Source organism: Comamonas sp. GW821-FHT11H03 (assembly GCF_058807955.1).
The window spans coordinates 708,640-731,136 of sequence record NZ_JBXARF010000001.1; the positions used below are offsets into that span (position 1 = coordinate 708,640).

18 protein-coding genes are annotated in these 22,497 nt (G+C 61.2%); 10 read left to right on the forward strand and 8 right to left on the reverse strand.

The features are described 5' to 3' along the window. Window positions 1–15 precede the first annotated feature (15 nt). The 3 genes from htpG to AC1RTQ_RS03335 form a co-directional block, all read right to left on the reverse strand. Complete coding sequence (gene htpG, locus AC1RTQ_RS03325) at window positions 16–1,965, reverse strand: molecular chaperone HtpG (RefSeq protein WP_492874247.1); 1,950 nt, start codon at window positions 1,963–1,965, stop codon at window positions 16–18. A 288-nt stretch (window positions 1,966–2,253) separates the two neighbouring features. Beyond that, window positions 2,254–4,341, reverse strand: coding sequence for a pseudouridine synthase (locus AC1RTQ_RS03330; RefSeq protein WP_492874249.1), 2,088 nt, complete (start codon window positions 4,339–4,341; stop codon window positions 2,254–2,256). Between the two features lie 84 nt (window positions 4,342–4,425). Next, complete coding sequence (locus AC1RTQ_RS03335; protein ID WP_302088882.1) at window positions 4,426–5,157, reverse strand: Crp/Fnr family transcriptional regulator; 732 nt, start codon at window positions 5,155–5,157, stop codon at window positions 4,426–4,428. Between the two features lie 226 nt (window positions 5,158–5,383). Here AC1RTQ_RS03335 and AC1RTQ_RS03340 point away from each other — a divergent pair, with 226 nt between their 5' ends. The 8 genes from AC1RTQ_RS03340 to AC1RTQ_RS03375 all read left to right on the forward strand — a co-directional run bounded on the left by AC1RTQ_RS03340 (window position 5,384) and on the right by AC1RTQ_RS03375 (window position 15,349). Beyond that, window positions 5,384–7,321: an AMP-dependent synthetase/ligase gene (locus AC1RTQ_RS03340; protein ID WP_492874251.1), complete on the forward strand. Its 1,938-nt coding sequence runs from the start codon at window positions 5,384–5,386 to the stop codon at window positions 7,319–7,321. 11 nt (window positions 7,322–7,332) lie between these two features. Further along, the gene (locus AC1RTQ_RS03345; RefSeq protein WP_003073630.1) at window positions 7,333–8,118 is read left to right on the forward strand and encodes an ABC transporter ATP-binding protein; all 786 of its coding nucleotides are present in this window, start codon (window positions 7,333–7,335) and stop codon (window positions 8,116–8,118) included. A gap of 10 nt (window positions 8,119–8,128) precedes the next feature. After that, the gene (locus AC1RTQ_RS03350; protein ID WP_302088880.1) at window positions 8,129–9,058 is read left to right on the forward strand and encodes a branched-chain amino acid ABC transporter permease; all 930 of its coding nucleotides are present in this window, start codon (window positions 8,129–8,131) and stop codon (window positions 9,056–9,058) included. A 17-nt stretch (window positions 9,059–9,075) separates the two neighbouring features. After that, the gene (locus tag AC1RTQ_RS03355; protein ID WP_492874253.1) at window positions 9,076–10,140 is read left to right on the forward strand and encodes a branched-chain amino acid ABC transporter permease; all 1,065 of its coding nucleotides are present in this window, start codon (window positions 9,076–9,078) and stop codon (window positions 10,138–10,140) included. Window positions 10,141–10,322: 182 nt separating this feature from the next. Further along, on the forward strand, window positions 10,323–11,639 hold the full coding sequence (locus tag AC1RTQ_RS03360) for an ABC transporter substrate-binding protein (RefSeq protein ID WP_302088878.1): 1,317 nt from the start codon (window positions 10,323–10,325) through the stop codon (window positions 11,637–11,639). A gap of 199 nt (window positions 11,640–11,838) precedes the next feature. Beyond that, window positions 11,839–12,678, forward strand: coding sequence for an ABC transporter ATP-binding protein (locus AC1RTQ_RS03365; RefSeq protein WP_492874255.1), 840 nt, complete (start codon window positions 11,839–11,841; stop codon window positions 12,676–12,678). 159 nt (window positions 12,679–12,837) lie between these two features. Then, complete coding sequence (locus AC1RTQ_RS03370) at window positions 12,838–14,085, forward strand: phenylacetate--CoA ligase family protein (protein ID WP_492874257.1); 1,248 nt, start codon at window positions 12,838–12,840, stop codon at window positions 14,083–14,085. 274 nt (window positions 14,086–14,359) lie between these two features. Next, on the forward strand, window positions 14,360–15,349 hold the full coding sequence (locus tag AC1RTQ_RS03375) for a tripartite tricarboxylate transporter substrate-binding protein (protein ID WP_302088875.1): 990 nt from the start codon (window positions 14,360–14,362) through the stop codon (window positions 15,347–15,349). A 77-nt stretch (window positions 15,350–15,426) separates the two neighbouring features. Here the strand turns inward: AC1RTQ_RS03375 and AC1RTQ_RS03380 are convergent, their stop codons facing one another. The 3 genes from AC1RTQ_RS03380 to AC1RTQ_RS03390 all read right to left on the reverse strand — a co-directional run bounded on the left by AC1RTQ_RS03380 (window position 15,427) and on the right by AC1RTQ_RS03390 (window position 17,728). Further along, window positions 15,427–15,747: a DUF1840 domain-containing protein gene (locus tag AC1RTQ_RS03380; RefSeq protein ID WP_492874259.1), complete on the reverse strand. Its 321-nt coding sequence runs from the start codon at window positions 15,745–15,747 to the stop codon at window positions 15,427–15,429. A gap of 23 nt (window positions 15,748–15,770) precedes the next feature. Next, window positions 15,771–17,042 carry a class I SAM-dependent methyltransferase gene (locus tag AC1RTQ_RS03385; protein WP_492874261.1) on the reverse strand — a complete coding sequence of 424 codons (1,272 nt, stop codon included), beginning with the start codon at window positions 17,040–17,042 and terminating at the stop codon, window positions 15,771–15,773. A 68-nt stretch (window positions 17,043–17,110) separates the two neighbouring features. Then, window positions 17,111–17,728 carry a hypothetical protein gene (locus AC1RTQ_RS03390; RefSeq protein WP_492874262.1) on the reverse strand — a complete coding sequence of 206 codons (618 nt, stop codon included), beginning with the start codon at window positions 17,726–17,728 and terminating at the stop codon, window positions 17,111–17,113. A 42-nt stretch (window positions 17,729–17,770) separates the two neighbouring features. On the opposite strand from AC1RTQ_RS03390, the gene AC1RTQ_RS03395 reads away from it, so the two are divergent. After that, on the forward strand, window positions 17,771–18,952 hold the full coding sequence (locus tag AC1RTQ_RS03395; protein WP_492874264.1) for an aminopeptidase: 1,182 nt from the start codon (window positions 17,771–17,773) through the stop codon (window positions 18,950–18,952). A 114-nt stretch (window positions 18,953–19,066) separates the two neighbouring features. Then, a complete protein-coding gene (locus AC1RTQ_RS03400) occupies window positions 19,067–20,752 on the forward strand; it encodes a phosphoethanolamine transferase (protein WP_492874266.1) in 1,686 nt (561 codons plus the stop codon). A 98-nt stretch (window positions 20,753–20,850) separates the two neighbouring features. Here AC1RTQ_RS03400 and AC1RTQ_RS03405 read toward each other — a convergent pair whose 3' ends face one another. Together AC1RTQ_RS03405 and AC1RTQ_RS03410 are read right to left on the reverse strand one after the other, a co-directional pair. Further along, entirely contained in the window at window positions 20,851–21,621 is a 771-nt protein-coding gene (locus tag AC1RTQ_RS03405) for an ABC transporter permease (RefSeq protein WP_003073654.1), read from the reverse strand. A gap of 8 nt (window positions 21,622–21,629) precedes the next feature. Next, a complete protein-coding gene (locus AC1RTQ_RS03410) occupies window positions 21,630–22,478 on the reverse strand; it encodes an ABC transporter ATP-binding protein (protein ID WP_492874268.1) in 849 nt (282 codons plus the stop codon). Window positions 22,479–22,497: the final 19 nt, after the last annotated feature.

Here is a 22,497-nt window from a genome sequence, read left to right on the forward strand (position 1 = left end):
GGGTAACCGAACCGCTCAGGCCAGCAGCGCGTTCACACGCTTGACATAAGCGGCCGGATCTTCGGGCATGCCGCCCTCGGCCAGCACGGCCTGGTCGAACAGAATCTGGGCCAGATCGTTGAAATGGACGGAGCCGTCCAGCTTCTTGACCAGGGCATGATCGGGGTTCACTTCCAGCACCGGCTTGGACTCGGGCGCGGCCTGGCCGGCCTGCTTGAGCAAGCGAGCCAGTTGCAGGCTCATGCCACCATCGCTGACCACCAGACAGGCAGGCGAGTCGACCAGGCGGCTGGTGGCGCGCACGTCTTCGGCACGGTCCTTGAGGGCTTCCTTGAGCTTGGCCAGCACGGGCTTGAAAGCTTCGGCGGCTTCCTCGGCGGCCTTCTTCTCTTCTTCGTTCTGCAGCTTGCCCAGATCCACGGCACCCTTGGCCACGGACTGCAACGGCGTGCCGTCAAAGTCGTGCAGATAGTTGAGCGCCCACTCGTCCACGCGATCGGTCATCAGCAGGACTTCAATGCCCTTTTTCTTGAACACTTCGAGCTGTGGGCTGTTCTTCGCCGCAGCCAGGGTGTCGGCTGTGATGTAGTAGATCGCGTCCTGACCTTCCTTCATGCGTGCCTTGTAATCGGCAAACGAAGTGTTCAGGCCTTCATGCGTGGTGCTGGCGAAACGCAGCAGCTTGGCAATGCGCTCCTTGTTGCCGAAGTCCTCGCCCAGGCCTTCCTTGAGCACGGCGCCGAACTCGTTGTAGAACTGCGTGAACTTGCCTTCCTTGGCCTTGTCCTCTTCGCTGACGACATCCTGCACGCCATCGGCAGCCTCTGCCTCGGCTCCGTGCTTGTCGTGGCGGGCCAGGTCTTCGAGCATGGACAGCACGCGCTTGGCCGAGCCGTCACGGATCAGGCGCACATCGCGGCTTTCCTGCAGCAGCTCGCGGCTCACGTTCAGCGGCAGGTCGGCAGAGTCGATCACGCCCTTTACAAAACGCAGGTACTGGGGCATCAGCGCCTCGGCATCGTCCATGATGAAGACGCGCTTCACATAGAGCTTGATACCGGCATGCTTGTCACGCTGGTACAGGTCGAACGGGGCCTTGGCGGGGATGTACAGCAGCTGCGTGTACTCGGTATTGCCTTCGACGCGGTTGTGACTCCAGGTCAGCGGGTCCTCGAAGTCATGGCTGATGGCCTTGTAGAACTCCTTGTACTGCTCTTCCGTGATGTCCTTCTTGGCGCGGGTCCACAGGGCGCTGGCCTTGTTCACGGTTTCCCATTCGCCGGTCTTGACCATCTCGCCGGGCTGATCGTTCTCGCCGTCCTTCCACTCTTCCTTTTCCATCAGGATGGGCAGGCTGATGTGGTCGGAGTATTTGGAGATGACCTGCTTGAGCTTGTAGCCGTTGAGAAACTCCTCGGCGTCGTCACGCAGGTGCAGGATGATGCTGGTGCCACGCTGGGGGCGCTCGATCTGCTCGATCTCGAAGTCGCCCGTGCCGCCGCTGATCCAGCGCACGCCGGCCGATGCCGGAGCACCGGCGCGGCGGGTTTCCACGGTGATCTTGTCAGCCACGATGAAGCCCGAGTAAAAGCCCACGCCGAACTGGCCGATCAGTTGCGAGTCGGCCTTCTGGTCGCCGCTGAGCTTTTCCATGAAAGCCTTGGTGCCGCTCTTGGCAATCGTGCCCAGATTGTCGATGGCTTCCTGCTCGCTCATGCCGATGCCGGTATCGGTGATGGTCAGCGTGCGGGCAGCCTTGTCAAAGGAAACGCGCACTTCCAGCTCGGGCTGATCGCCGTAGAGGCTGGCGTCACCCAGCGCTTCAAAGCGCAGCTTGTCGCAAGCATCCGAAGCATTGGAGATCAGCTCGCGCAGGAAGATTTCCTGGTTGGAATACAGCGAATGCGTGACCAGGTGCAGCAGTTGGGCCACTTCGGCCTGGAAGGAATGGGTTTGCTTTGTCATGTCTTTGTGAGCGAAAAACTGAAATCAAAAGCCGCCCGGAGATCCTCTCAAGGCGATTCGCAGTCATAGCTAGGGCCTGTCCCAGATATTTCAAGGGCTATTCGGGCAAGAAAAAAGCGCAAGCGCTTATTCAAAAAGAATAGCTACTTGCGCTTATCAGCAAAGAGATAGATGCCATTTCCACTTAAAAATGGCGTCACCCTTGCCTGAGGGGCAGCGAGCAAAAGCCGCCTTGCGGCGAAGCTGCCCGTCCCCCTTGGGGGAAGCGGCGGAGCCGCTCAGGGGGTATCAAAAGCTTTCATGCGCCGCCAGATAGCGCCATTGGCCGGTGGGCAGATTGCCCAGGCTCACGCCGCCGATGCGGATGCGCTTGAGGCCCACTACCTTGAGGCCGACCTGCTCGCACATGCGGCGAATCTGGCGCTTCTTGCCTTCGGTCAGCACAAAGCGCAGCTGCTCGGGGTTCTGCCAGTCCACCTGGGCCGGCTTGAGCGGCTGCTCGTCCAGCGACAGGCCGTGGCGCAGCAGAGCCAGCTTTTCCTCGGGGAAGACGGACTGCACATCCACATCGCGATCGCCGAAGGTCACACGCACCAGGTATTCCTTGTCGACTTCCGAGTCCTCGCCAATGATCTGGCGCGCCACACGGCCGTCCTGCGTCAGCACCAGCAGACCCACGGAATCGATGTCCAGACGGCCGCAGGGAGCCAGGCCCTTGAGCTGGCTGAAGTTGAAGCGCGTCTTGCTGCGGTCTTCGTTCCAGCGGTTCTCGTTGGTGATCAGCACCACGGCAGGCTCGTGGCCGTCCTCGGCCTGACCGCTGACATAGCCCATGGGCTTGTTCAGCAGGATGGTGACCTGCTGGTCCTGACGGTCCTGAGCCTTCTGGTCGATCTCGATCCTGTCGCCGGGCACCACGTTCTGGCCCATGATTGCGACTTCGCCGTTGACCTTGACCCAGCCGTTTTCCACCCACTCATCGGCTTCGCGACGCGAGCACAGGCCCATGTCGGCAATGCGCTTGTTGATGCGAATCGCTCCGGGACGATCGTCCTGGCGCGCATCCACTTCAGGCGCACGCTTGACGGGAATCGCACGGTCCGAGCCATCCGCAGCGGGCCGGTAGGTGCGAATGCCGGTCGTGGGGCGGCGTGTAGCCTCCGATACAAACGAACCGGGAATATGACGCTTTTCAGGCTCGCCACCACGGTCGTCGCGGCGTTCGCCACGGCGCTCGTCGTTGCGACGGTCACCACGATCAAAGGAGCGGCCTTCGGGACGGTCACCGTAGCCACGGTTCTGCGGACGATCACCAAAGTCGCGGCCTTGCGGGCGATCGCCACCACGGCGCTCGCCATCACGGGGCTGGTATTCGCGGCGTTCGCCACCTTCGGAGCGGTCTGGGCGATCAAAACCACGGTTTTGCGGACGGTCACCAAAGTCACGACCTTGAGGACGCTCATCGCGGCGGCCTTCAAAGCGATCACCGCCACGACGTTCGTCGTCACGAGGACGGAATTCACGACGCTCTCCGCCTTCGGAGCGCTCAAAGCGGCCCTGGTCGGGACGGCCAAAACCGGACAAGCGTGGACGGTCGCCAAAGTCACGGCCGCCTTGAGGACGGTCATCACGGCGGTCGTCACGAGGACGGAATTCACGACGCTCTCCGCCTTCGGAGCGTTCAAAGCGGCCCTGGTCGGGACGGCCAAAACCGGACGAGCGTGGACGGTCGCCAAAGTCACGGCCGCCTTGAGGACGGTCATCACGGCGGTCGTCACGAGGACGGAATTCACGACGCTCTCCGCCTTCGGAGCGTTCAAAGCGGCCCTGGTCGGGACGGCCAAAACCGGACGACCGTGGACGGTCGCCAAAGTCACGGCCGCCTTGAGGACGGTCATCACGGCGGTCGTCACGGGGACGGAACTCGCGGCGCTCGCCACTGCGATCACCATCACGCGACTCGCCATAGGGGCGGAAACCTCGATCACCGCCGCCAAAGCGACGCTCGCCGCCTTCGGCAAAGCGGTCATCGCGATCAGAGCGGGGACGGCGCTCGTCGCGCTGCGAGAAGCCGTCGCGGCGTTCGCCCTCGTCACGAGCAGGACGGCCACCATCGGGGCGACCAAAGCCGGAAGCGCGGGGACGCTCGTCGCGCTCACGCTGAGGGCGTGCACCACGCTCGCCACGCGGGCCTTCGCTGCGCGGCCCGCGATCGGAGCCACCTGCGGGCCGGGAGCCACGAGCTGCCGCGGGCTTTTCCGCCTTGGCTGGCTTGGCCGGTGCACGCAAAACAGGACGCGCCGACGAGGAATCAGAGGGCGCTGAGGAATTGCCAGCACCAGGGGCGCCGGACTCTTTAGGAGGTTTGACTGACATTTGGGCGTAATTGTCTCGCGACGCGCGGACGCGAGGCTAGAGTTATCCACAATTCCAGCGCGGAGCTAGGTTATAGGGCGTCTCTCAGGCAAGCGCCTTGCGCGACGCGCAGAACTCTCCATGCCGCAATGCCTCCAGGTCCAGTACGCGCAGACCGCCATACTCGATCTGGATCACACGCTCGCGCTGCAGCACGGACAAGGCCTCATTCACACGCTGACGTGACAGGCCCACCAGGTTGGCCAGTTCCTGCTGAGTGATGCGCAGAATCTGCCCCACGCCGGGATAGAGCAAGGGGTTGAACAAAGCCGCCAGAGTGCGCGCCACGCGCAGATCGGGGTTGCTCATGCGGTCGATCTCGCGCGCCGCGATGAACTGGCCTAGGCGCTCGTTGAGCTGGTTCATTACAAAACGATTGAAGCCTATGGAGTGATCAAGCAGCCAGTGAAACATGTCTATGGGCAGGCCACCCACAACGGTCTTGCGGATGGCCTGCACGTTGTAGCGATAAGGCTCGCGCTTGATGACCGTTCCCTCACCAAACCAGCCGCCGGGCGGCAGACCGGCCAGCGTCATGCTGACTCCGTCGGCGCTTTCGGTGTTCATCTTGAGCAGACCGTCGACCACGCCAAACCAGTAGGTAGGCGGGCGACCGGTGCGACAGACATAGTCGCCCGGCTCGGCATCGCCGACAAGCAGCACGCGTTCCACGTTTTCACGCTCTATGGGCAACAGGACGGGCCACCAGGGAATGCCATCGAGTTCTGAGCTCAAAGGCTTGCGCCGCCTTTGATGCAGGGACAGTTCTTGACTCATGCCCAGAAGCATTGCCAAAGCCGCGCTGGCGCAACAGCGGGATTTCCACGAGGCAGCAAATGCGCCATTTTCAGCAGCATTTGTTACAGCGGATTTTCACTATGCAGGCTTTCCCTCAAATTGTCGTCAAACAGACATCCTGACGTCAAAGTCGCTCATAGCATGTCTGCAAGACTTTCGTGAAGGGTAGCCGCGGCGGCTCCAACCCCAACCAAGAGGATCAGGCATGACAACCACGTTCCCGCAACTGCTGCTCAAGCACGCGACAGAACGCCCCGATGCGCCCGCACTGCGCGAGAAAGAGTATGGCATCTGGCAAACCTGGAGCTGGCGCGAAGCCGCACAAACCGTACGCCACATGGCCTGCGGCCTGCGCGCGCTGGGGCTTCAAAGTGGCAAGAACCTGGCGTTCATCAGCGATAACCGGCCCCATGTCTACATGGGCTTTCTGGCCGTTCAGGCCTGTGGCGCAGTGCCCATTCCGCTGTACCAGGATGCCGTGGCCGCCGAGATGCGCTTTGTGATGGAGGACGCGGAGATCGCGTTTGCCTTCGCAGAGAACCAGGAACAGGTGGACAAGCTGCTGGAAGTTCGCGAAAGCGTTCCCAGCATTCGTCACATCATCTATGACGATCCGCGCGGCCTGCGCAAATATGATCAACCCGGCCTCATCAGCACCGAGGAGCTGCTGGCCAAGGGCAAGGAATGGGATGCGCAGCACGCGGGAGCCTATGAGGCCATGGTCCAGGCCATCTCGCCCGACGATGTCTCGGTCATCCTCTACACCTCGGGTACCACGGGCAAGCCCAAGGGGGTGTGCCAGACCCATGCCAGCTTTGGCGAATCTGCCCGCGGCGGCGTCCAGACCGACAGCCTGAATGCGACGGACAATGTGATCTGCTACCTGCCCCCGGCCTGGGTGGGAGACCATCTGTTCTCGTTTGCGCAATGGCTGGTGGCAGGCTTCACCATCAACTGCCCGGAATCTGCCTCGACCATCGCCATCGACCTGCGCGAGATCGGCCCCAGCTACTACTTTGCTCCGCCGCGCATATTCGAGGGCATGCTGACCTCGGTTTCCATCCGCATGGAAGATGCGTCGCCGCTCAAGCAATGGATGTATGCCAAGGCCATGGAGGTGGCACGTCGCGTCGGCTCTGACATTCTGGACGGCAAGAACGTCGGTGCCATGGATCGCCTCAAATACCAGTTGGGCAGCTTGTTCATCTACGGGCCGCTGCGCAATGCACTGGGCCTGTCGCGCATCCGCGTGGCCTATACGGCAGGCGCTGCCATCGGCCCCGAGCTGTTTCGCTTCTTCCGCTCCATCGGCATCAACCTCAAGCAGCTCTACGGTCAAACCGAAACCTGTGCCTATGTCTGCCTGCAGCGCGACCGCCAGGTGGAACTCTCCAGCGTGGGCCAGGCCGCACCGGGCATCGAACTCAAGATCGCCGACAACGGCGAGGTGCTGGTCAAGGGCGTGTCCGTGCTCAAGGAGTACTACAAGCGCCCCGACGCCACGGCCGAGGTGATTGATGCCAGCGGCTATTTCCATACCGGCGATGCCGGGGTGATCGACGCCAACGGCCAGTTGCGCATCATCGATCGCGCCAAAGATGTGGGCAAGACCAGCCGCGGCGCCATGTTCGCGCCCAACTACATAGAAAACAAGCTCAAGTTCTTCCCGCATATCAAGGAAGCCGTGTGCTTCGGTCATGGCAAGGACGAGGTCTGCGCCTTCATCAACATTGACTACGAAGCCGTGGGCAACTGGGCCGAGCGCCAGGGCCTTCCGTACGGTGGCTATGTGGACCTGGCCAGCAAGGCTAAGGTGCTGGAGCTGGTGGCCGACTGCATAGACAAGGTCAACGCCGATCTGGCCTGCGAGCCCGGCATGGCCGACACCCAGGTGGCGCGCTTTCTGGTGCTGCACAAGGAGCTGGACCCCGATGACGACGAGCTGACCCGCACCCGCAAGGTGCGCCGCAACTTCATCGCCGACAAGTATGGCGTGCTGGTGGAGGCACTCTACACCGGCAAGCAGCAGCAGTTCATCGAGACCCTGGTGAAGTTCGAGGACGGCCGCACAGGCAGCGTCAGCGCCACGCTGACCATCGTTGAAGCCAAACTCCACCCGGCTTCGGCCAAGGCTGCTGCCTGAGAGGAATTTTCATGAATACAAGAACCAGCGGCGACGTAATCCTGGACATCAAGAACATCAGTCTGCGTTTCGGCGGCGTCAAGGCCTTGACCGATATCTCGTTCAATGTCAAAGAGCACGAAATCCGCTCCATCATCGGCCCCAACGGTGCCGGCAAGAGCTCCATGCTCAACTGCATCAACGGCGTCTATACACCGTCCGAAGGCTCCATCACCTTTCGCGGCCAGACCTTCAGCCATATGAACAGCCGCCAGGTGGCCGAGATGGGTGTCGCACGCACCTTCCAGAATCTGGCTCTGTTCAAGGGCATGAGCGTGATCGACAACATCATGACCGGCCGCAACCTCAAGATCAGGAGCAACATCCTCATGCAGGCACTGCGCATCGGCCCTGCGCAGCGCGAGGAAATGCAGCACCGCGAGTTCGTCGAGCACATCATCGACTTTCTCGAAATCCAGGCCTATCGCAAGACTCCCGTGGGCCAGCTTCCCTACGGCCTGCAAAAGCGCGTGGACCTGGGACGGGCCCTGGCCATGGAGCCGCAGGTGCTGCTGCTGGACGAGCCCATGGCCGGCATGAACGTGGAAGAAAAGCAGGACATGTGCCGCTTCATCCTCGATGTGAACGAAGAGTTCGGCACCACCATAGTGCTCATCGAGCACGATATGGGCGTAGTCATGGACATCAGCGACCGTGTCGTGGTGCTGGACTACGGCAAGAAGATCGGCGACGGCGCTCCCGATGAAGTACGCAACAACGAAGACGTGATCCGCGCCTACCTGGGCGCAGGCCACTGAAGGAGCAGTCATGGGATTTTTCTTAGAGACATTGTTCGGCGGCCTCATGGTGGGCACGCTGTACGCACTGATCGCCATCGGCTTTGTGCTGATCTTCAAGGCCTCGGGCGTCTTCAACTTTGCGCAAGGTGCCATGGTGCTGTTTTCGGCCCTGGCCATGGCGCGCTTTTCGCAGTGGATTCCCGGCTGGCTGGGCATGGAGCCCGGCATCGTCGGCAACCTGCTGGCCATCGTCGTCACTCTGGCGCTGATGGTGGTCGTAGCCTGGGTGATAGAGCGGCTGGCCCTGCGCCATCTGGTCAATCAGGAGCCAATCACCTTGCTGATGGCCACGCTGGGCATTGCCTATCTGCTCGACGGCCTCGGCCCCATGGTCTTTGGCAGCGAGGTCTACAAGATTGACGTCGGCATGCCCAAGGACCCCGTCTTCATCATGGACAGCCTTTTTCAGGGCGGCGTGATGATCAGCCTGGAAGACCTGTATGCGGCCTGCATCGCCGCCATCCTGGTGATCTGCCTGAGCATCTTCTTTCAGAAAACCAAGACCGGGCGCGCCCTGCGTGCGGTCGCCGACGATCACCAGGCAGCGCAGTCCATCGGCATTCCGCTGTCGCGCATCTGGGTCATTGTCTGGTCGGTGGCCGGGGGCGTGGCTTTGGTCGTCGGCATCATCTGGGGCAGCAAGCTGGGCGTTCAGTATTCGCTGTCGCTGGTGGCCCTGAAGGCCTTGCCCGTGGTGATTCTGGGCGGCCTGACCTCGCTGCCCGGCGCCATCATCGGCGGCCTGATCATCGGCGTGGGCGAAAAGCTCTCCGAGGTCTACATCGGCCCCATGGTGGGCGGCGGCATCGAGACCTGGTTTGCCTATGGTCTGGCCCTTTGCTTCCTGCTGGTACGGCCCCAAGGTCTGTTCGGCGACAAAATCATTGACCGCGTCTGAACGGGGAGAACAAGAATATGTTTTATCGTGAAAACGGCCAGTTCAAGACCAGCTACGCGGCAGACCAGCAGATCTTCGGCGTCGCGCAGGACCGCTGGGTCATCCTGTTGGTGCTGGCCTTTGCCTTCCTGGCCATTCCCTTCGTTGCCAGCGACTACACCTTTCAGGCGATTCTGATTCCCTTTGTCATCATGTCGCTGGCAGCGCTGGGTCTCAACATCCTCGTCGGCTACTGCGGCCAGATTTCGCTGGGTACCGCCGCCTTCATGGCCGTGGGTGCCTATGCGGCCTACAACCTTCAGGCCCGCATTGAAGGCATGCCCTTGCTGGTGGCGCTGATCGGCGGCGGCGTGGTGGCCATGGTGTTCGGCGTGGTGTTCGGCCTGCCCAGCCTGCGCATCCGCGGCCTGTATCTGGCAGTGGCCACGCTGGCTGCCCAGTTCTTTGTGGACTGGCTGGCGACCCGCGCGGCCTGGGTGACAAACAACTCCTCTTCCGGCTCCGTCAGCGCCAAGCCGCTGGCCATCCTGGGCTGGGCCATCGACACGCCCATGGAGAAATACCTGCTCTGCCTGGCAATCCTGTGTCTGCTCGCACTGGCCGCCAAGAATCTGGTGCGCAGCTCGGTCGGCCGCGAATGGATGGCCATGCGCGACATGGACGTGGCGGCAGCAGTGATCGGCATCCGCCCCACCTACGCCAAGCTCTCGGCCTTTGCCGTGAGCAGCTTCATCGTCGGCGTGGCCGGCGCGCTCTGGGGCTTTGTCCACCTGGGTGCCTGGGAACCCGCGGCTTTCAGCCTCGATCGTTCGCTGCAGTTGCTGTTCATGATCATCATCGGCGGCCTGGGCTCTATCGTGGGCAGCATCTTCGGCGCCGCCTTCTTCGTGCTGCTGCCGCTGTTGCTCAACCAGGTACCCCACTGGCTGGACCTGCCGCTGTCCACGGCCACGGCCACCTATCTCGAGCACATGATTTTTGGTGCGCTCATCGTGTTCTTCCTGATTGTGGAACCCCACGGATTGGCCAAGCTGTGGGCAACGGCCCGTCAGAAGCTGCGTGTCTGGCCATTCCCGCATTGATGACTCCCCCTGTGCCGCTGACGCGGCTTCCCCCAAGGGGACGGCACCTTCGCCTCGAGGCGACTCTTGCTCGGTGCCCCTGAAGTGCTGAGTGCTCGATTGAGAGATAGCTGATTTATTGACAAGACACCGCAGAGTGCCTGCCACCGGGACAGCGTCCCATAAACCCAAGGAGACAGTCGATGATGTTCAAGAAAGTTGCGATTGCTGCCGCTGCTGTTGCTGCAGGCATGGGAGCCTTGATGGCCTCACCTGCGGCTCAGGCCCAGGAGCAGTTCGTGCCTCTGCTGGTGTATCGCACGGGCCAGTTCGCGCCTCTGGGTATTCCATGGGCAGACGGCAAGCAAGATTACCTCAAGCTGGTCAATGCCAAGGGTGGCATCAACGGCGTGAAGATCAAATTCGAGGAGTGCGAAACCGCCTATGACACGGCCAAGGGCGTGGAATGCTACGAGCGTCTGAAGAACAAGGACGGCGGCGCCTCCGGCTTTGACACCCAGTCCACCGGCATCACGTTTGCCGTGACCGACAAGGCTCCTGGCGACAAGGTGCCGGTGGTCACCCCGGGCTATGGTCTGTCCCAGTCCGTGGATGGCAAGGTTTTCGAGTGGAACTTCCCGCTGCTGGGCAACTACTGGACAGCCGCCGACTCCATCGTCCAGGACATCCTGAAGAAGGAAAAGGGCAGCCTCAAGGGCAAGAAGATTGCCCTCGTCTATCACGACTCGCCTTACGGCAAGGAGCCCATTCCGCTGCTGGAAAAGCGCGCCGCCAAGGAAGGTTTCGAGCTGATCAAGCTGCCCGTGACCGCCCCCGGCGTGGAGCAAAAGTCCACCTGGCTGCAGATCCGCCAGAACCGCCCCGACTATGTGCTGCTGTGGTCGGCCGGAGTGATGACTCCTACGGCCGTGCGTGAGGCACAGGCCACGGGCTACCCACGCGAGAAGATGTATGCCGTGTGGTGGGGCGGCTCCGACCATGACGTCAAGGACATCGGTGCCGGCGCCAAGGGCTACAACACGGTGACCATCCACAACACGGCAGAGAGCGACAAGGTGCATGGCGACATCAAGTCCATGCTCTATGACAAGGGCCAGGGCACGGCCAAGGACGCCAAGGAACTGGGCCAGCTGGCACATACTCGCGGCGTGGTGATCTCCATGCTGCAGGTCGAGGCCATCCGTACCGCTCAGGAAAAGTTCGGCAAGGGCAAGGTCATGACACCCGAGCAGGTGCGTTGGGGCCTGGAGAACCTGAACATGACTCAGGAACGCCTGAACGAGCTGGGCTTCGGCAAGATCATCCGCCCCTTCAAGACCAGCTGCGAAAACCACCTGGGCGCCGACTGGGCCCGTATCGCCACCTGGGACGGCGGCAAGTTCAAGGTGACTTCCGACTGGTACCAGGCCGACAAGTCCATGGTCGATCCGCTCTACAAGGAATTCGCGGAAAAGTACGCCAAGGAAAAGAACGTCAAGGTAAGAACCTGCACCCCCTGAGGCGCTTCGCGCCTTCCCCCCTCACTGGCGCCTAGCGCCTGAGGGGGCGACATCCTCGCTGCGGCGCGGCCAGCACAGGTCCTTGCTTGATGTCTCTGACCAAGGCTCGCCTCGTCGCAACCGGATTTACAAAAATCAGCCTCAAGCGCTTGTCCATAAAGTGCAGACAGCTATCTATTTTGAGTTACCAGGTGACCGCATGACCGATATCGCGCACACAGTTTCCAGTTCCGCCCAGACAGCACCGCTGGTGGAAGTCAATGGCATCGAGGTCATCTACAACCATGTGATCCTGGTGCTCAAGGGCGTCTCGCTGAAAGTACCCCACCAGAGCATCGTGGCCCTGCTGGGCGGCAATGGCGCGGGCAAGACCACCACGCTGCGCGCCATCTCCAATCTGCTCAAGGGCGAGCGCGGCGAAGTCACCAAGGGCGGCATCACGTTGGAGGGCGAGCAGATCGCCAACCTCTCGCCCGCCGAACTTGTCAAGCGCGGAGTGGTCCAGGTCATGGAAGGACGCCACTGCTTCGCCCACCTGACGATCGAAGAAAATCTGCTCACCGGCAGCTACACACGCACGGACAAGGGCGAGATTGCAGCCAATCTCGAGAAGGTCTACAACTACTTCCCGCGCCTCAAGACCCGGCGCACCAGCCAGGCAGCCTACACCTCGGGCGGCGAGCAGCAGATGTGCGCCATCGGCCGCGCGCTGATGAGCAACCCGCGTATGGTGTTGCTCGACGAGCCCTCTATGGGTCTGGCTCCGCAGATCGTGGACGAGGTCTTTCACATCGTCAAAGACCTCAACAGCAAGGAAAAAGTCACCTTCCTGCTGGCCGAACAGAACACCAACATGGCGCTCAAATATGCCGACTACGGCTACATCATGGAAAGCGGGCGCATCGTCATGGACGGCTCAGCCAAGGACCTGGCCAGCAACGAGGACGTCAAGGAGTTCTACCTGGGCGTGGGCGGCGGCGAGCGCAAGAGCTTCAAGGACGTGAAGAGCTACAAGCGCAGAAAACGCTGGTTGGCTTGATGGCTGCCCCCTGAGGCGCTTCGCGCCTTCCCCCGAAGGGGACGACAACCTCGTTGCGCGGCGGCGCTTGCTCGCTGTCTCTGGCTTGGTGCGCGCCAGTTTTTAGCTTGCGCCCATTGACTTCAGTTTTGCTTGCAGATTTTCTCTACAGGATTTGCCATGAGTGATTTCTACGATGCCCTGGAAACCCGCAGCCCCGAACAGCGCGAAGCCGACTGCATGGCCAGCCTGCCGCTGCAGATTGCCCATGCACAGCAGCGCTCCAGCGCTTTTTCCGAAATTCTCAAAGGTGTGGATGCGTCCCGTATCACCAGTCGCGCAGCGCTGGCCACCTTGCCTGTGACGCGCAAGAGCGAACTGCTGGAGCGCCAGGCCGCGCAGCGCCCGCAGCAGATTTTTGGTGGCTTCAACGCCATCGGCCTGGGGCGCGACATGCCCAGGCTGTTTGCCAGCCCCGGCCCCATCTACGAGCCCGAAAGCCGCCGCCCCGATTACTGGCGCATGGCCCGCTCCATGTGCGCCGCAGGCTTCAAGGCTGGCGAGCTGGTGCACAACTGCTTCAGCTATCACTTCGTGCCCGCCGGTTCGATGATGGAAACCGGTGCCCAGGCCCTGGGCTGCACGGTGTTTGCGGGCGGCACGGGCCAGACCGAGCAGCAGGTGCAGGCCATGGCCGATCTGCGGCCTGCAGCCTATGTGGGTACGCCCAGCTTTCTGAAAATCATTGTGGAAAAGGCCCAGGAGATGGGAGTGAAGCTGCCCAGCCTGACCAAGGCCATGGTCAGCGGCGAAGCCTTCCCTCCCTCGCTCAGTCAATGGATGCGCGAACATGGCATAGACGCCTACCAAAGCTATGGCACGGCCGATCTGGGCCTGATTGCCTATGAGACCAGCGCCCGGGAAGGTCTGGTGCTGGACGAGGGCGTGATCGTGGAGATCGTGCGCCCCGGAACCGGCGACCCTGTGGCCGAGGGCGAGGTAGGCGAGCTGGTCATCACCACGCTCAACCCCGACTATCCGCTGATCCGCTTTGGCACGGGTGACCTCTCGGCCTACCTTCCGGGAATCTGCCCCACAGGCCGTACCAATGCCCGCATCAAGGGCTGGATGGGCCGCGCCGACCAGACCACCAAGGTCCGCGGCATGTTCGTGCATGCCAAACAGGTGGCCGAGGTCGTCAAGCGCTTTCCGCAGATCGCCAGGGCCAGGCTGGTGGTGACGGGTGAGATGGCCAACGACCAGATGCAGTTGCTGGTTGAAACCACAGAAACCGCGCCGGGCTTTGCCCTGCAGGTGATCGACGCCTTGCGCGAAGTTACCAAGCTGCGCGGCGAGGTGCAAATGGTAGCCCCCGGCAGCCTGCCCAACGACGGCAAGGTGATCGAGGACGCGCGCTCCTACCAGTGAAGATCTGAAGAGCTGCCGGCATTCGGCTGGCTCTACGGCTTCAAGGTTTTGTACGGGGACTTGAGCTTGTCCAAGTTCCTGCACGTGTGTCGCCAATACGCTACAGGCAATCGTTTTGCTTTGGCGCAAATGCAATGTGATCGCCCGTTCCATCAAGGGATAACACTTAGAAAATAACAAAAACCCCACAGATTAGCGCTACCTAGAATCCGGCTTTACGTCACGAAAAGCGAACCGTCCTGGTCTGCTTGCACATTATTTTTAGGGAGACACTGTGAAAACTATTTTCAAGATCGCCACCATTGCTCTGGCCGCCACCGCTGCCATCAGCAGCCATGCTGACAGCTACCCTGCCGCTGGCAAGACGATCACGATCATTGTGCCTTTCACGGCAGGCGGCCCCACCGACAAAGTGGCACGCGACCTGGCCGAATCCATGCGCAAGCAACTGAACAACGCCACCATCGTCATCGACAACGCAGACGGTGCCGGCAGCACTATTGGCACGGCCAAGGCAGCACGCGCACGCAATGACGGCTACACGCTGCTGCTGACGCATATCGGCATGTCCACCATCCCGACGCTGTACCGCAAGCTGTCCTTCAACGTGCTCAACGACTTCGAGTACGCCGGCATCATCAACGATGTGCCCATGACACTGATCGGCCGCCCCACCCTGCCCGCCAAGAACTTCGCCGAAGTCAAGGACTGGGTCAGCAAGAACCAGGGCAAGGTGAATCTGGCCAACGCCGGAGTGGGCTCGGCCTCGCACCTGTGCGGCCTGATGTTCCAGGCCTCGCTGCAGCAGGACATGACGCCCGTGCCCTACAAGGGTGCAGCTCCTGCGATTGCCGACCTGATGGGCAACCAGGTGGACCTGCTGTGCGACCAGACCACCAACACCACTTCGCAGATTGCCGCCAAGAAGGTTCAGGCCTATGCCGTGACCACTGCCAAGCCGCTGTCCACGCCTGCACTCAAGGACCTGCCCACGCTGCAATCCCTGGGTCTGAAGGACTTCAACGTGACCATCTGGCACGGCCTGTACGCCCCCAAGGGCACGCCTGCCGATGTGGTGCAAAAGATCAACGAAGCCATGAAGGCTTCGCTCAAGGACCCCGAGTTCATCAAGCGCCAGGAAGCCCTGGGAGCCGTGATTGCCACGGACGACCGTACCAACCCTGCCGGCCACAAAAAGTTTGTGGAGTCTGAAATCGCCAAGTGGGGCAAGGTCATCAAAGCCGCCGGCATCTACGCCGACTGATAGGGCACGCGCTCGTCGAAACAAAAAAGCCTGCATTAGCAGGCTTTTTTGTAGGGGCGGCCAAAAGGCGACTGGACTTACCAGGTCACTTCCTTGCCATCGGCAGCACTGCGCCTGAGCATGTCGACAAAAGGCACGATGCGTTGGCCCAGGGCCACGCTGTCCTGGCTGGCAGGCGCTGCATCCTCGTCCTGTGCGTCGTCTTCCGGCTGCTTGCGCCTGACTGCCTCCTCGGCGGCAGCCGTCTCCAGCGCGGCAATGGCTGCCGGAATCTGCTCCACGGTGATGATGCCGTGTACCTCGTCGGGCGACTTGCCGATGATTTCCAGCAGCTTGCGGCCATTGGCGTCCAGCATGATGAGGTCTGCCGTGGCACGCGATTTGAATTTGTAGGGCATGGAGCGGTTCCTTCAACGGTAGATCAACGGTAGATGTATTCGCGGTTAAAAGGATAGCCGCTCTGCGCACCGGTCATCGCGCCGCTGTGCAGATCGCCATCGGGTTTGCAGCAAAGCATCTGATGCAGCGCAATCCAGCCATGCTCGAAGCCCATGCCCGATCCTGCTAGATAGAGGCGGTAGGCACGCAGCGCCTTGGCGGCTTTTTCCTCGTCATACTGGGCCTGCAAAATGGCCTGGGCCTCGCCCAGCCGGCTCTCCAGCGTATCCGACCAGGCCCAGAGCGTGCGTGCATAGTGCGGGCGCAGGTTCTCGGTGTCCACCATCTCCAGCCCGCTGGCAGCCAGGTCATGCAGCACGCGGCTGACATGCATGAGCTCGCCCCCGGGAAAGATGTAACGGTTTATAAACTCGCCCATGCCGGCGCCCAGCTCCACATTGCTGACGCCGCCCGCCGTGATGCCATGGACCAATGCAAGACCGCCAGGCCTGAGCATGGAATAAATGGTTTCGAAGTATTCCTGCAGATTGGCGCTGCCCACGTGCTCGAACATGCCGACCGAGCCGATCTTGTCGAACGGCTCCACATCACCCATTTGCCGGTAATCACGCAGTTCGACCTGAACCTTGCCCTGCAAACCCTTCTCGGCGATCAGGCGCTGCACATGCTCGAACTGGTTGCGCGACAGAGTGATGCCATGGGCCTGAACACCGTAATGCTCGGCCGCCCAGAAGATCAATCCGCCCCAGCCGGAGCCGATGTCCCAGAAGCGCTCACCAGGCTGGAGCTTGAGCTTTTTGCAGATGTGATCGAGCTTGGCCTCCTGTGCCTGGGCCAGAGTCATGTTCTGCTCCTTGTAGTACGCACAGGAATAGACGCGGCGCGGATCCAGCCACAGCGCGTAGAAGTCATCGGAAAGATCGTAATGAAACTGAATCTGCTCGGCATCACGCGTCAGCGTGTGCATGGCCAGCGACCTGGCCTTGGAAACCGTCTGCCCCAACCACGAGGGTGTATGGCTGACCGGATCGCCGCGCAGCAGCCCGGCAGCAGCAGCCATGATGTCGCGGGAGCTGCCCTTGACCTCCACCCAGCCTTCGACGATGGCCGAGCCGATCGAGCCGATCTGGCCGTCCAGCAGCGCAGCCAGGGCCTTGGGGGAGCGGAAAATGAGTTGAACCGCACTGCGCTCAGACCCGATGCGCTCGCCCGATGGAAGTTCTACCGATGCCGTCACAGGAAGTCTTGCTAGCAGCGGCTCCAATGTGCTCAACAGGTTTTTCATGAAAACCATTGTTCACATCGACTATGGCAGGGTCAAGACGGGAAACTTCTCCAAACCCCAAAGGGCCCGAAAAGACCTCAGCTGCTGGCCTTCACCAGTTTTGCATAGGCTTTGAGAGTGCCGGGGGCTATCGACTGCAACACTTGCTCATAAGCCGTCTTGTGACGCGCCAGCAAGCGCATGGAGGCAACGGTGCGGCTGCGGCAGAACCAGTGGCAGGTGTGTTGCATCAGCATCAGCTCGGCCGTCATGGTGAAGGCTCGGCGCTTGCGCTCTTCCTCGTCGGCCGCATCCCCCACACGGGCAGCCGCCAGCGCCAGGGCATGAAGCTTCATGGTCTCGCGCACATCCATGGTGGCCGAAGGCAACACCCGGGTCATATAGGGCAGCGCCAGCGGCAGGGTGCTTGCACGCGTCTGCTCGGCCGGCAAGGTGGCGAATTCATCCGCGAAACGCTGAAACTGGCTCACCAGACTGCTCTCGGTATTGGCCAACACGGGCCAGATCTGTTCACGCCTGTGCGCATCCTTCTCGCCGATGACACGCAAATATCCCTCCATCAGATTGGCCATGAGCTTCTCGATCTGAAAGCGTGCCAGATGCTGGGCCAGAAGCTGGGTGTGCTGACGCTGCTCCTGCTTCTTGAGCACGTAGAGCACGGTGGCGACAATGATGGCGAGCGTTAGAAAATCCATGAAGCGAAACCAGACAGGCGGACAAGCGCAATGAGAAAAAGGATGAGTGTAGTCAGCCTGAGGGCTTTGCTGGGAATTAGTGCTGCAATTGCAGGCCTGACGGGCTGCAGCAGCGCCGGCTATTACTGGCAAGGTTTCAAGGGACAGATGCAGATTCTTCAGGCCGCACGGCCTATTGATGAATGGATCGCCGAAGACAGCACCTCCGCAGCACTGCGTCAGCGCCTGCAGACCGCGCAACAGATACGCCGCTTCGCCAGCCGGGAGCTGGCTTTGCCCGACAACGCCAGCTACACCCGCTACGCCCAGCTGCAACGTCCGTTTGCGGTCTGGAACATGGTGGCAGCTCCAGCCTACAGCCTGGAGATGCACCAATGGTGCTTCCCCATCACCGGCTGCATTGCCTACCGGGGCTACTTCAGCAAGAGCGACGCACAGGCGCAGGCGCTAACGCTTCAGTCCCAGGGGTTGGAAACCAGCATCTATGGCGTGCCGGCCTACTCCACGCTGGGCTATCTGAACTGGCTGGGTGGCGACCCCTTGCTCAGCACCTTCACCTCCTGGCAGGAGGGCGACTTTGCCGGCCTGCTGTTCCACGAACTGGCCCACCAACTGCTGTATGTGAAGAACGACACGGCCTTCAACGAATCCTTTGCCTCCACGGTGGAGCGCATGGCCACACCTTTGTGGCTGCACAGCCATGCCAGCGCAGCCACACAACAACGCTGGCAGCAGAGCCTGCAGCGGCGCGAGCTATGGCAGCAGCTGACGCGCAAGACCCGACAGCGCCTGCAACAGATTTATGAACAGAAAAATACTGAACCCTTTGATGCCAAAGCGCTGGAAGCCATCAAAAGCAAAGTATTTGATGAATTCCGTGCTACTTATACGCAGCTCAGAACGCAATGGATTGCTACTGACGAGCCCCTGCTGACCAGCGTCGCCCTGCGCGAGCAGTATTACCGGCGCCTGACCCAGACCGATGAATGGGTGGCCCAGGCCAATAACGCCAGTTTCGGCGCCCTGGCCGCCTATGACGACTGGGTTCCCGCCATGACTAGCTGGTGGCTGCGGCTGCGCGGCGATAGCCCGCCCACGCGAGAAACCTGGCGCAGCTTCTATGCGCAGATGGGCGACCTGGCGGCCCTGCCCGCTGAAGAACGCAAGCTACGGCTATGCGCCCAATGGGGAGAAGCGGCAAAAACAGCGACTCAGTGCCAATAAATATTTCAAATTGACATAAAACAATTTTCACAAGGGTTAACCATGTAGGAGACTTCAGCGGTTTTTAAGAAAGTCCCGCCAGACTTCTCCGATACCTATTTTTTGCCGTCTACCGTGGCTACCCAAGACTCCGTTTCTGCCCCATTTTTAAAGGGGCTTTTTCAACCTCGCACGCCTCAGTTCATCGCTCTGGCCCTGGCCATCTGGCTGACACTGACGGCCAACTGGGCCCTGTGGCTGCGCCTGCCGTCCCTGGACGGCTATCACGGCAGCCTGGCCCTGCTTGCCCTACGGGTTGTGCCGCTGGTGCTGGGCGCCAGCCTTCTGCTGACCTCTTTGTTTGCCTGGCCGCGCTTTACCAAGCCGTTCTGGGTTGCGCTGCTGCTGGTGGCAGCCAGTTCCCAGTACTTCATGGTCAGCTACGGCACCGTGATGGACAAGGGCATGATTCACAACATCCTGCAGACCGATGCGCGCGAAAGCTCGGACTTGTTCAACATCAAGCTGCTGGCCGAGGTGTTGATCATCGCCATACTGCCAGCCATCTGGCTGTGGAAAACCCCGCTCAAACGCGCCAACAGCGCCTGGCGCAATATGCTGCGCACCGCCTTGCTGCTGCTGGGCGGCATCGCCCTGATTGCCGCATCGCTGGCCGTTTCGTACCGCGATCTGGCCCCCGTGGTGCGCAACAATCTTTGGCTGCGCTACATGATCAACCCCATCAACCCCGTGCTCTCGGCAGCTTCGGTGGCGCTGGACCCCATACTCAACAAACCCAAGCCCTTTGTCAGTATCACGGGTGGCGCAGCGCTGGGTGCAAGCTATGCCGCAGCCCAGAAACCGCCGCTGCTGGTTCTGGTGGTTGGCGAGACGGCACGCTCAAAGAACTTCAGCCTCAACGGTTATGAACGCGATACCAACCCCGAGTTGGCCAAGCGCGATGTGCTGAGCTGGCGCAACGCCCGCTCCTGCGGCACCAGCACCCGCGAATCGGTGCCCTGCATGTTCTCCAATCTGGGCCGTGAAGGCTTTTACGCCTCCAAGGTCGAGCACGACAACCTTCTCGACGTGCTGCAGGCTGCCGGACTGGCCGTGCTCTGGGTGGACAACCAGGCCGGCTGCAAAGGCGTGTGCAAGCGCATCCCCATGGCCGACACCGCCGACAGCGTGAGCACGCCTGCTGGCAAGGCGTTGTGCACCCAGGATGGCGAATGCCTGGACGCTCTGCTGCTCAGCGGCCTGGACGAGCGCATCGCCAAGCTGGACCCCGCACGCCGCGCCAAGGGTCTGGTGCTGGTCATGCACCAGATGGGCAGTCATGGCCCCGAGTACTTCAAGCGCTCCACCCCAGACCTCAAGGCCTTCACGCCCGAGTGCGCCACCAATGCCCTGTCCAGCTGCTCGCAGCAAAGCGTGGTCAATGTCTACGACAACTCCATTCGCTATACCGACCATTTCCTGGCCCAGACCATAGACTGGCTCAAGACCCAGCAAAGCCAGTTCGAAACCGGCATGTTCTACATGTCCGACCACGGCGAGTCGCTGGGCGAGCTCGGTGTCTATCTGCACGGCATGCCTTACGCCATGGCTCCCGACAATCAAAAGCATGTGCCCATGATTGCCTGGCTGGGAACGCTGGGTGCTCGCACCGGCTTGAATCAGGGCTGCCTGAGCAAGACACTGGATCAGCCGCTCTCGCATGACAACCTGTTCCATACGGTCATGGGTCTGATGGATGTCACCTCGCCGACCTACAAACAGCCGCTGGATGCATTTGCCAGCTGCCGCAAGGCCGGCTAGGCATTGACTGCAAAGCACAAAAAGGCCAGCCGGATCAATGATCCGGCTGGCCTTTTTTGTTTTCAGATGCGGCGTTGACAGCGCTCAGAAACAGTGCATTACTCGCCCTGAGAGCCGCGACGCGCCCAGCCCGTGGTGTGCTTTTCCAGCAGATTGAACAGCTCGTACATCACCATGGCCATGGCCCCGACCACGATCAGCCCCGCAAAAGCCAGACCCATCTGCATAGAAGATCCAGCGGAGACCAGCAGATAGCCGATACCCTCGTTGGCAGCCGTCATCTCGCTGACCGTGGTGCCGACGAAGGCCAGCGTGATCGCGACCTTAAGCGAGCCGTAGAAATACGGCAGGGAGCGCGGCAGGCCGACCTTGATCAGCACGTCCCAGCGCTTGGCTCCCAGCACGCGCAGCACATCCTCCAGTTCGGGCTCCAGCGTGGCCAGACCCGTGGCGATATTGACCATGATGGGGAAAAAGCTGATAAGAAAGGCCGTGAGAATTGCCGGGCCTGCGCCGATGCCGAACCAGACCACCAGAATCGGCACGAATGCTGCCTTGGGCAGGGCGTTGAACGCCGTCATCAGCGGGTAGAACGCCGCATAGGCAAGACGCGAGGAGCCGATCAGAAACCCCAGCAGCACGCCCACCACGATCGCCAGGGCAAAGCCTGCCATCGTCACCCAGTAGGTGCGCCAGGCATGCATGGCAATCGTGCCCGCGAACTCATAGAGCTGATGGCCTATGGCCCAGGGGCTGGGGAAGATGAATTCCGAAACGCCGAAACCTGAACAGATGATCTGCCAGAGCAGGACGATGAGCAGCAACAGCAGCCAGGGAGCCCAGCGCTCAGCGGTTTTTTGATGTTTCATGGTGCGCCTTATTGAGGGATGGCTGCAGCGGTGTCGGAGCCGCTTTTGCGCAGGGCGCCGATATGGCCGCGCAGCTCGTAGACGATGTCCGAGAACTCGGGTGTGTAGGTGACCTCCAGATCACGCGGGCGCGGCAGATCAATGTCGCGGCGCACCACGAAGCGGCCCGGGCTTTTGCTCATCACATAGACGGTATCGGCCAGAAACACGCTCTCGCGCAGATCATGGGTGACCAAGATCACATTGAACTTCTGCTCGGCCTGAAGGTCGCGCAAGATGCACCACAGCTCTTCGCGGGTGAAGGCATCAAGCGCGCCAAAGGGCTCGTCGAGCAGCAGCATCTGCGGCTCGTGAATCAGGGCGCGGCAGATGCTGGCGCGCTGCTGCATGCCGCCGGACAGCTGCCAGGGGAATTTGCGCTCGTAACCGGCGAGCCCGACCTTGCCCAGCAACTCAATGGCACGTGCCTCGTATTGCTTGCGCTTTTGCTTGAACTGCGAACGGTGCGGCTCCACGATCTCCAGCGGCAGCAGCACATTGTCCAGCGTGGTGCGCCAGGGCAGCAACGAGGAGGACTGAAACGCCATGCCCGAGATCTTGAGCGGCCCTGTCACACGCTGGCCATCGACCGTGATGCGCCCCATGGACGGCATCTTCAGGCCCGTGGTGAGCTTCATGAAAGTGGACTTGCCACAGCCCGACGGACCGACGATGGCGATGAACTCGCCGCGCTGCACCGTGAGGTCGATGGCCTCCACCGCAAAGTGGTTGGCCTGCAGCAGCTCTTCGTTATAGGCCAGCCAGACGTCTTTGAATTCGACAAATGGCCGGACAGCTTCTGTATCTGATGACTTCATAAAAGCAGGCTGTAGCGTT

Coding starts and splice junctions, on each gene's coding strand:
- AC1RTQ_RS03340 (WP_492874251.1), top strand. CDS start 5,384: ATGACAACCACGTTCCCGCAACTGCTGCTCAAGCACGCGACAGAACGC.
- AC1RTQ_RS03405 (WP_003073654.1), bottom strand. CDS start 21,621: ATGAAACATCAAAAAACCGCTGAGCGCTGGGCTCCCTGGCTGCTGTTG.
- AC1RTQ_RS03345 (WP_003073630.1), top strand. CDS start 7,333: ATGAATACAAGAACCAGCGGCGACGTAATCCTGGACATCAAGAACATC.
- AC1RTQ_RS03365 (WP_492874255.1), top strand. CDS start 11,839: ATGACCGATATCGCGCACACAGTTTCCAGTTCCGCCCAGACAGCACCG.
- AC1RTQ_RS03335 (WP_302088882.1), bottom strand. CDS start 5,157: ATGAGTCAAGAACTGTCCCTGCATCAAAGGCGGCGCAAGCCTTTGAGC.
- AC1RTQ_RS03390 (WP_492874262.1), bottom strand. CDS start 17,728: ATGGATTTTCTAACGCTCGCCATCATTGTCGCCACCGTGCTCTACGTG.
- AC1RTQ_RS03380 (WP_492874259.1), bottom strand. CDS start 15,747: ATGCCCTACAAATTCAAATCGCGTGCCACGGCAGACCTCATCATGCTG.
- AC1RTQ_RS03355 (WP_492874253.1), top strand. CDS start 9,076: ATGTTTTATCGTGAAAACGGCCAGTTCAAGACCAGCTACGCGGCAGAC.
- AC1RTQ_RS03370 (WP_492874257.1), top strand. CDS start 12,838: ATGAGTGATTTCTACGATGCCCTGGAAACCCGCAGCCCCGAACAGCGC.
- htpG (WP_492874247.1), bottom strand. CDS start 1,965: ATGACAAAGCAAACCCATTCCTTCCAGGCCGAAGTGGCCCAACTGCTG.
- AC1RTQ_RS03350 (WP_302088880.1), top strand. CDS start 8,129: ATGGGATTTTTCTTAGAGACATTGTTCGGCGGCCTCATGGTGGGCACG.
- AC1RTQ_RS03360 (WP_302088878.1), top strand. CDS start 10,323: ATGATGTTCAAGAAAGTTGCGATTGCTGCCGCTGCTGTTGCTGCAGGC.
- AC1RTQ_RS03385 (WP_492874261.1), bottom strand. CDS start 17,042: ATGGTTTTCATGAAAAACCTGTTGAGCACATTGGAGCCGCTGCTAGCA.
- AC1RTQ_RS03410 (WP_492874268.1), bottom strand. CDS start 22,478: ATGAAGTCATCAGATACAGAAGCTGTCCGGCCATTTGTCGAATTCAAA.
- AC1RTQ_RS03330 (WP_492874249.1), bottom strand. CDS start 4,341: ATGTCAGTCAAACCTCCTAAAGAGTCCGGCGCCCCTGGTGCTGGCAAT.
- AC1RTQ_RS03395 (WP_492874264.1), top strand. CDS start 17,771: ATGAGTGTAGTCAGCCTGAGGGCTTTGCTGGGAATTAGTGCTGCAATT.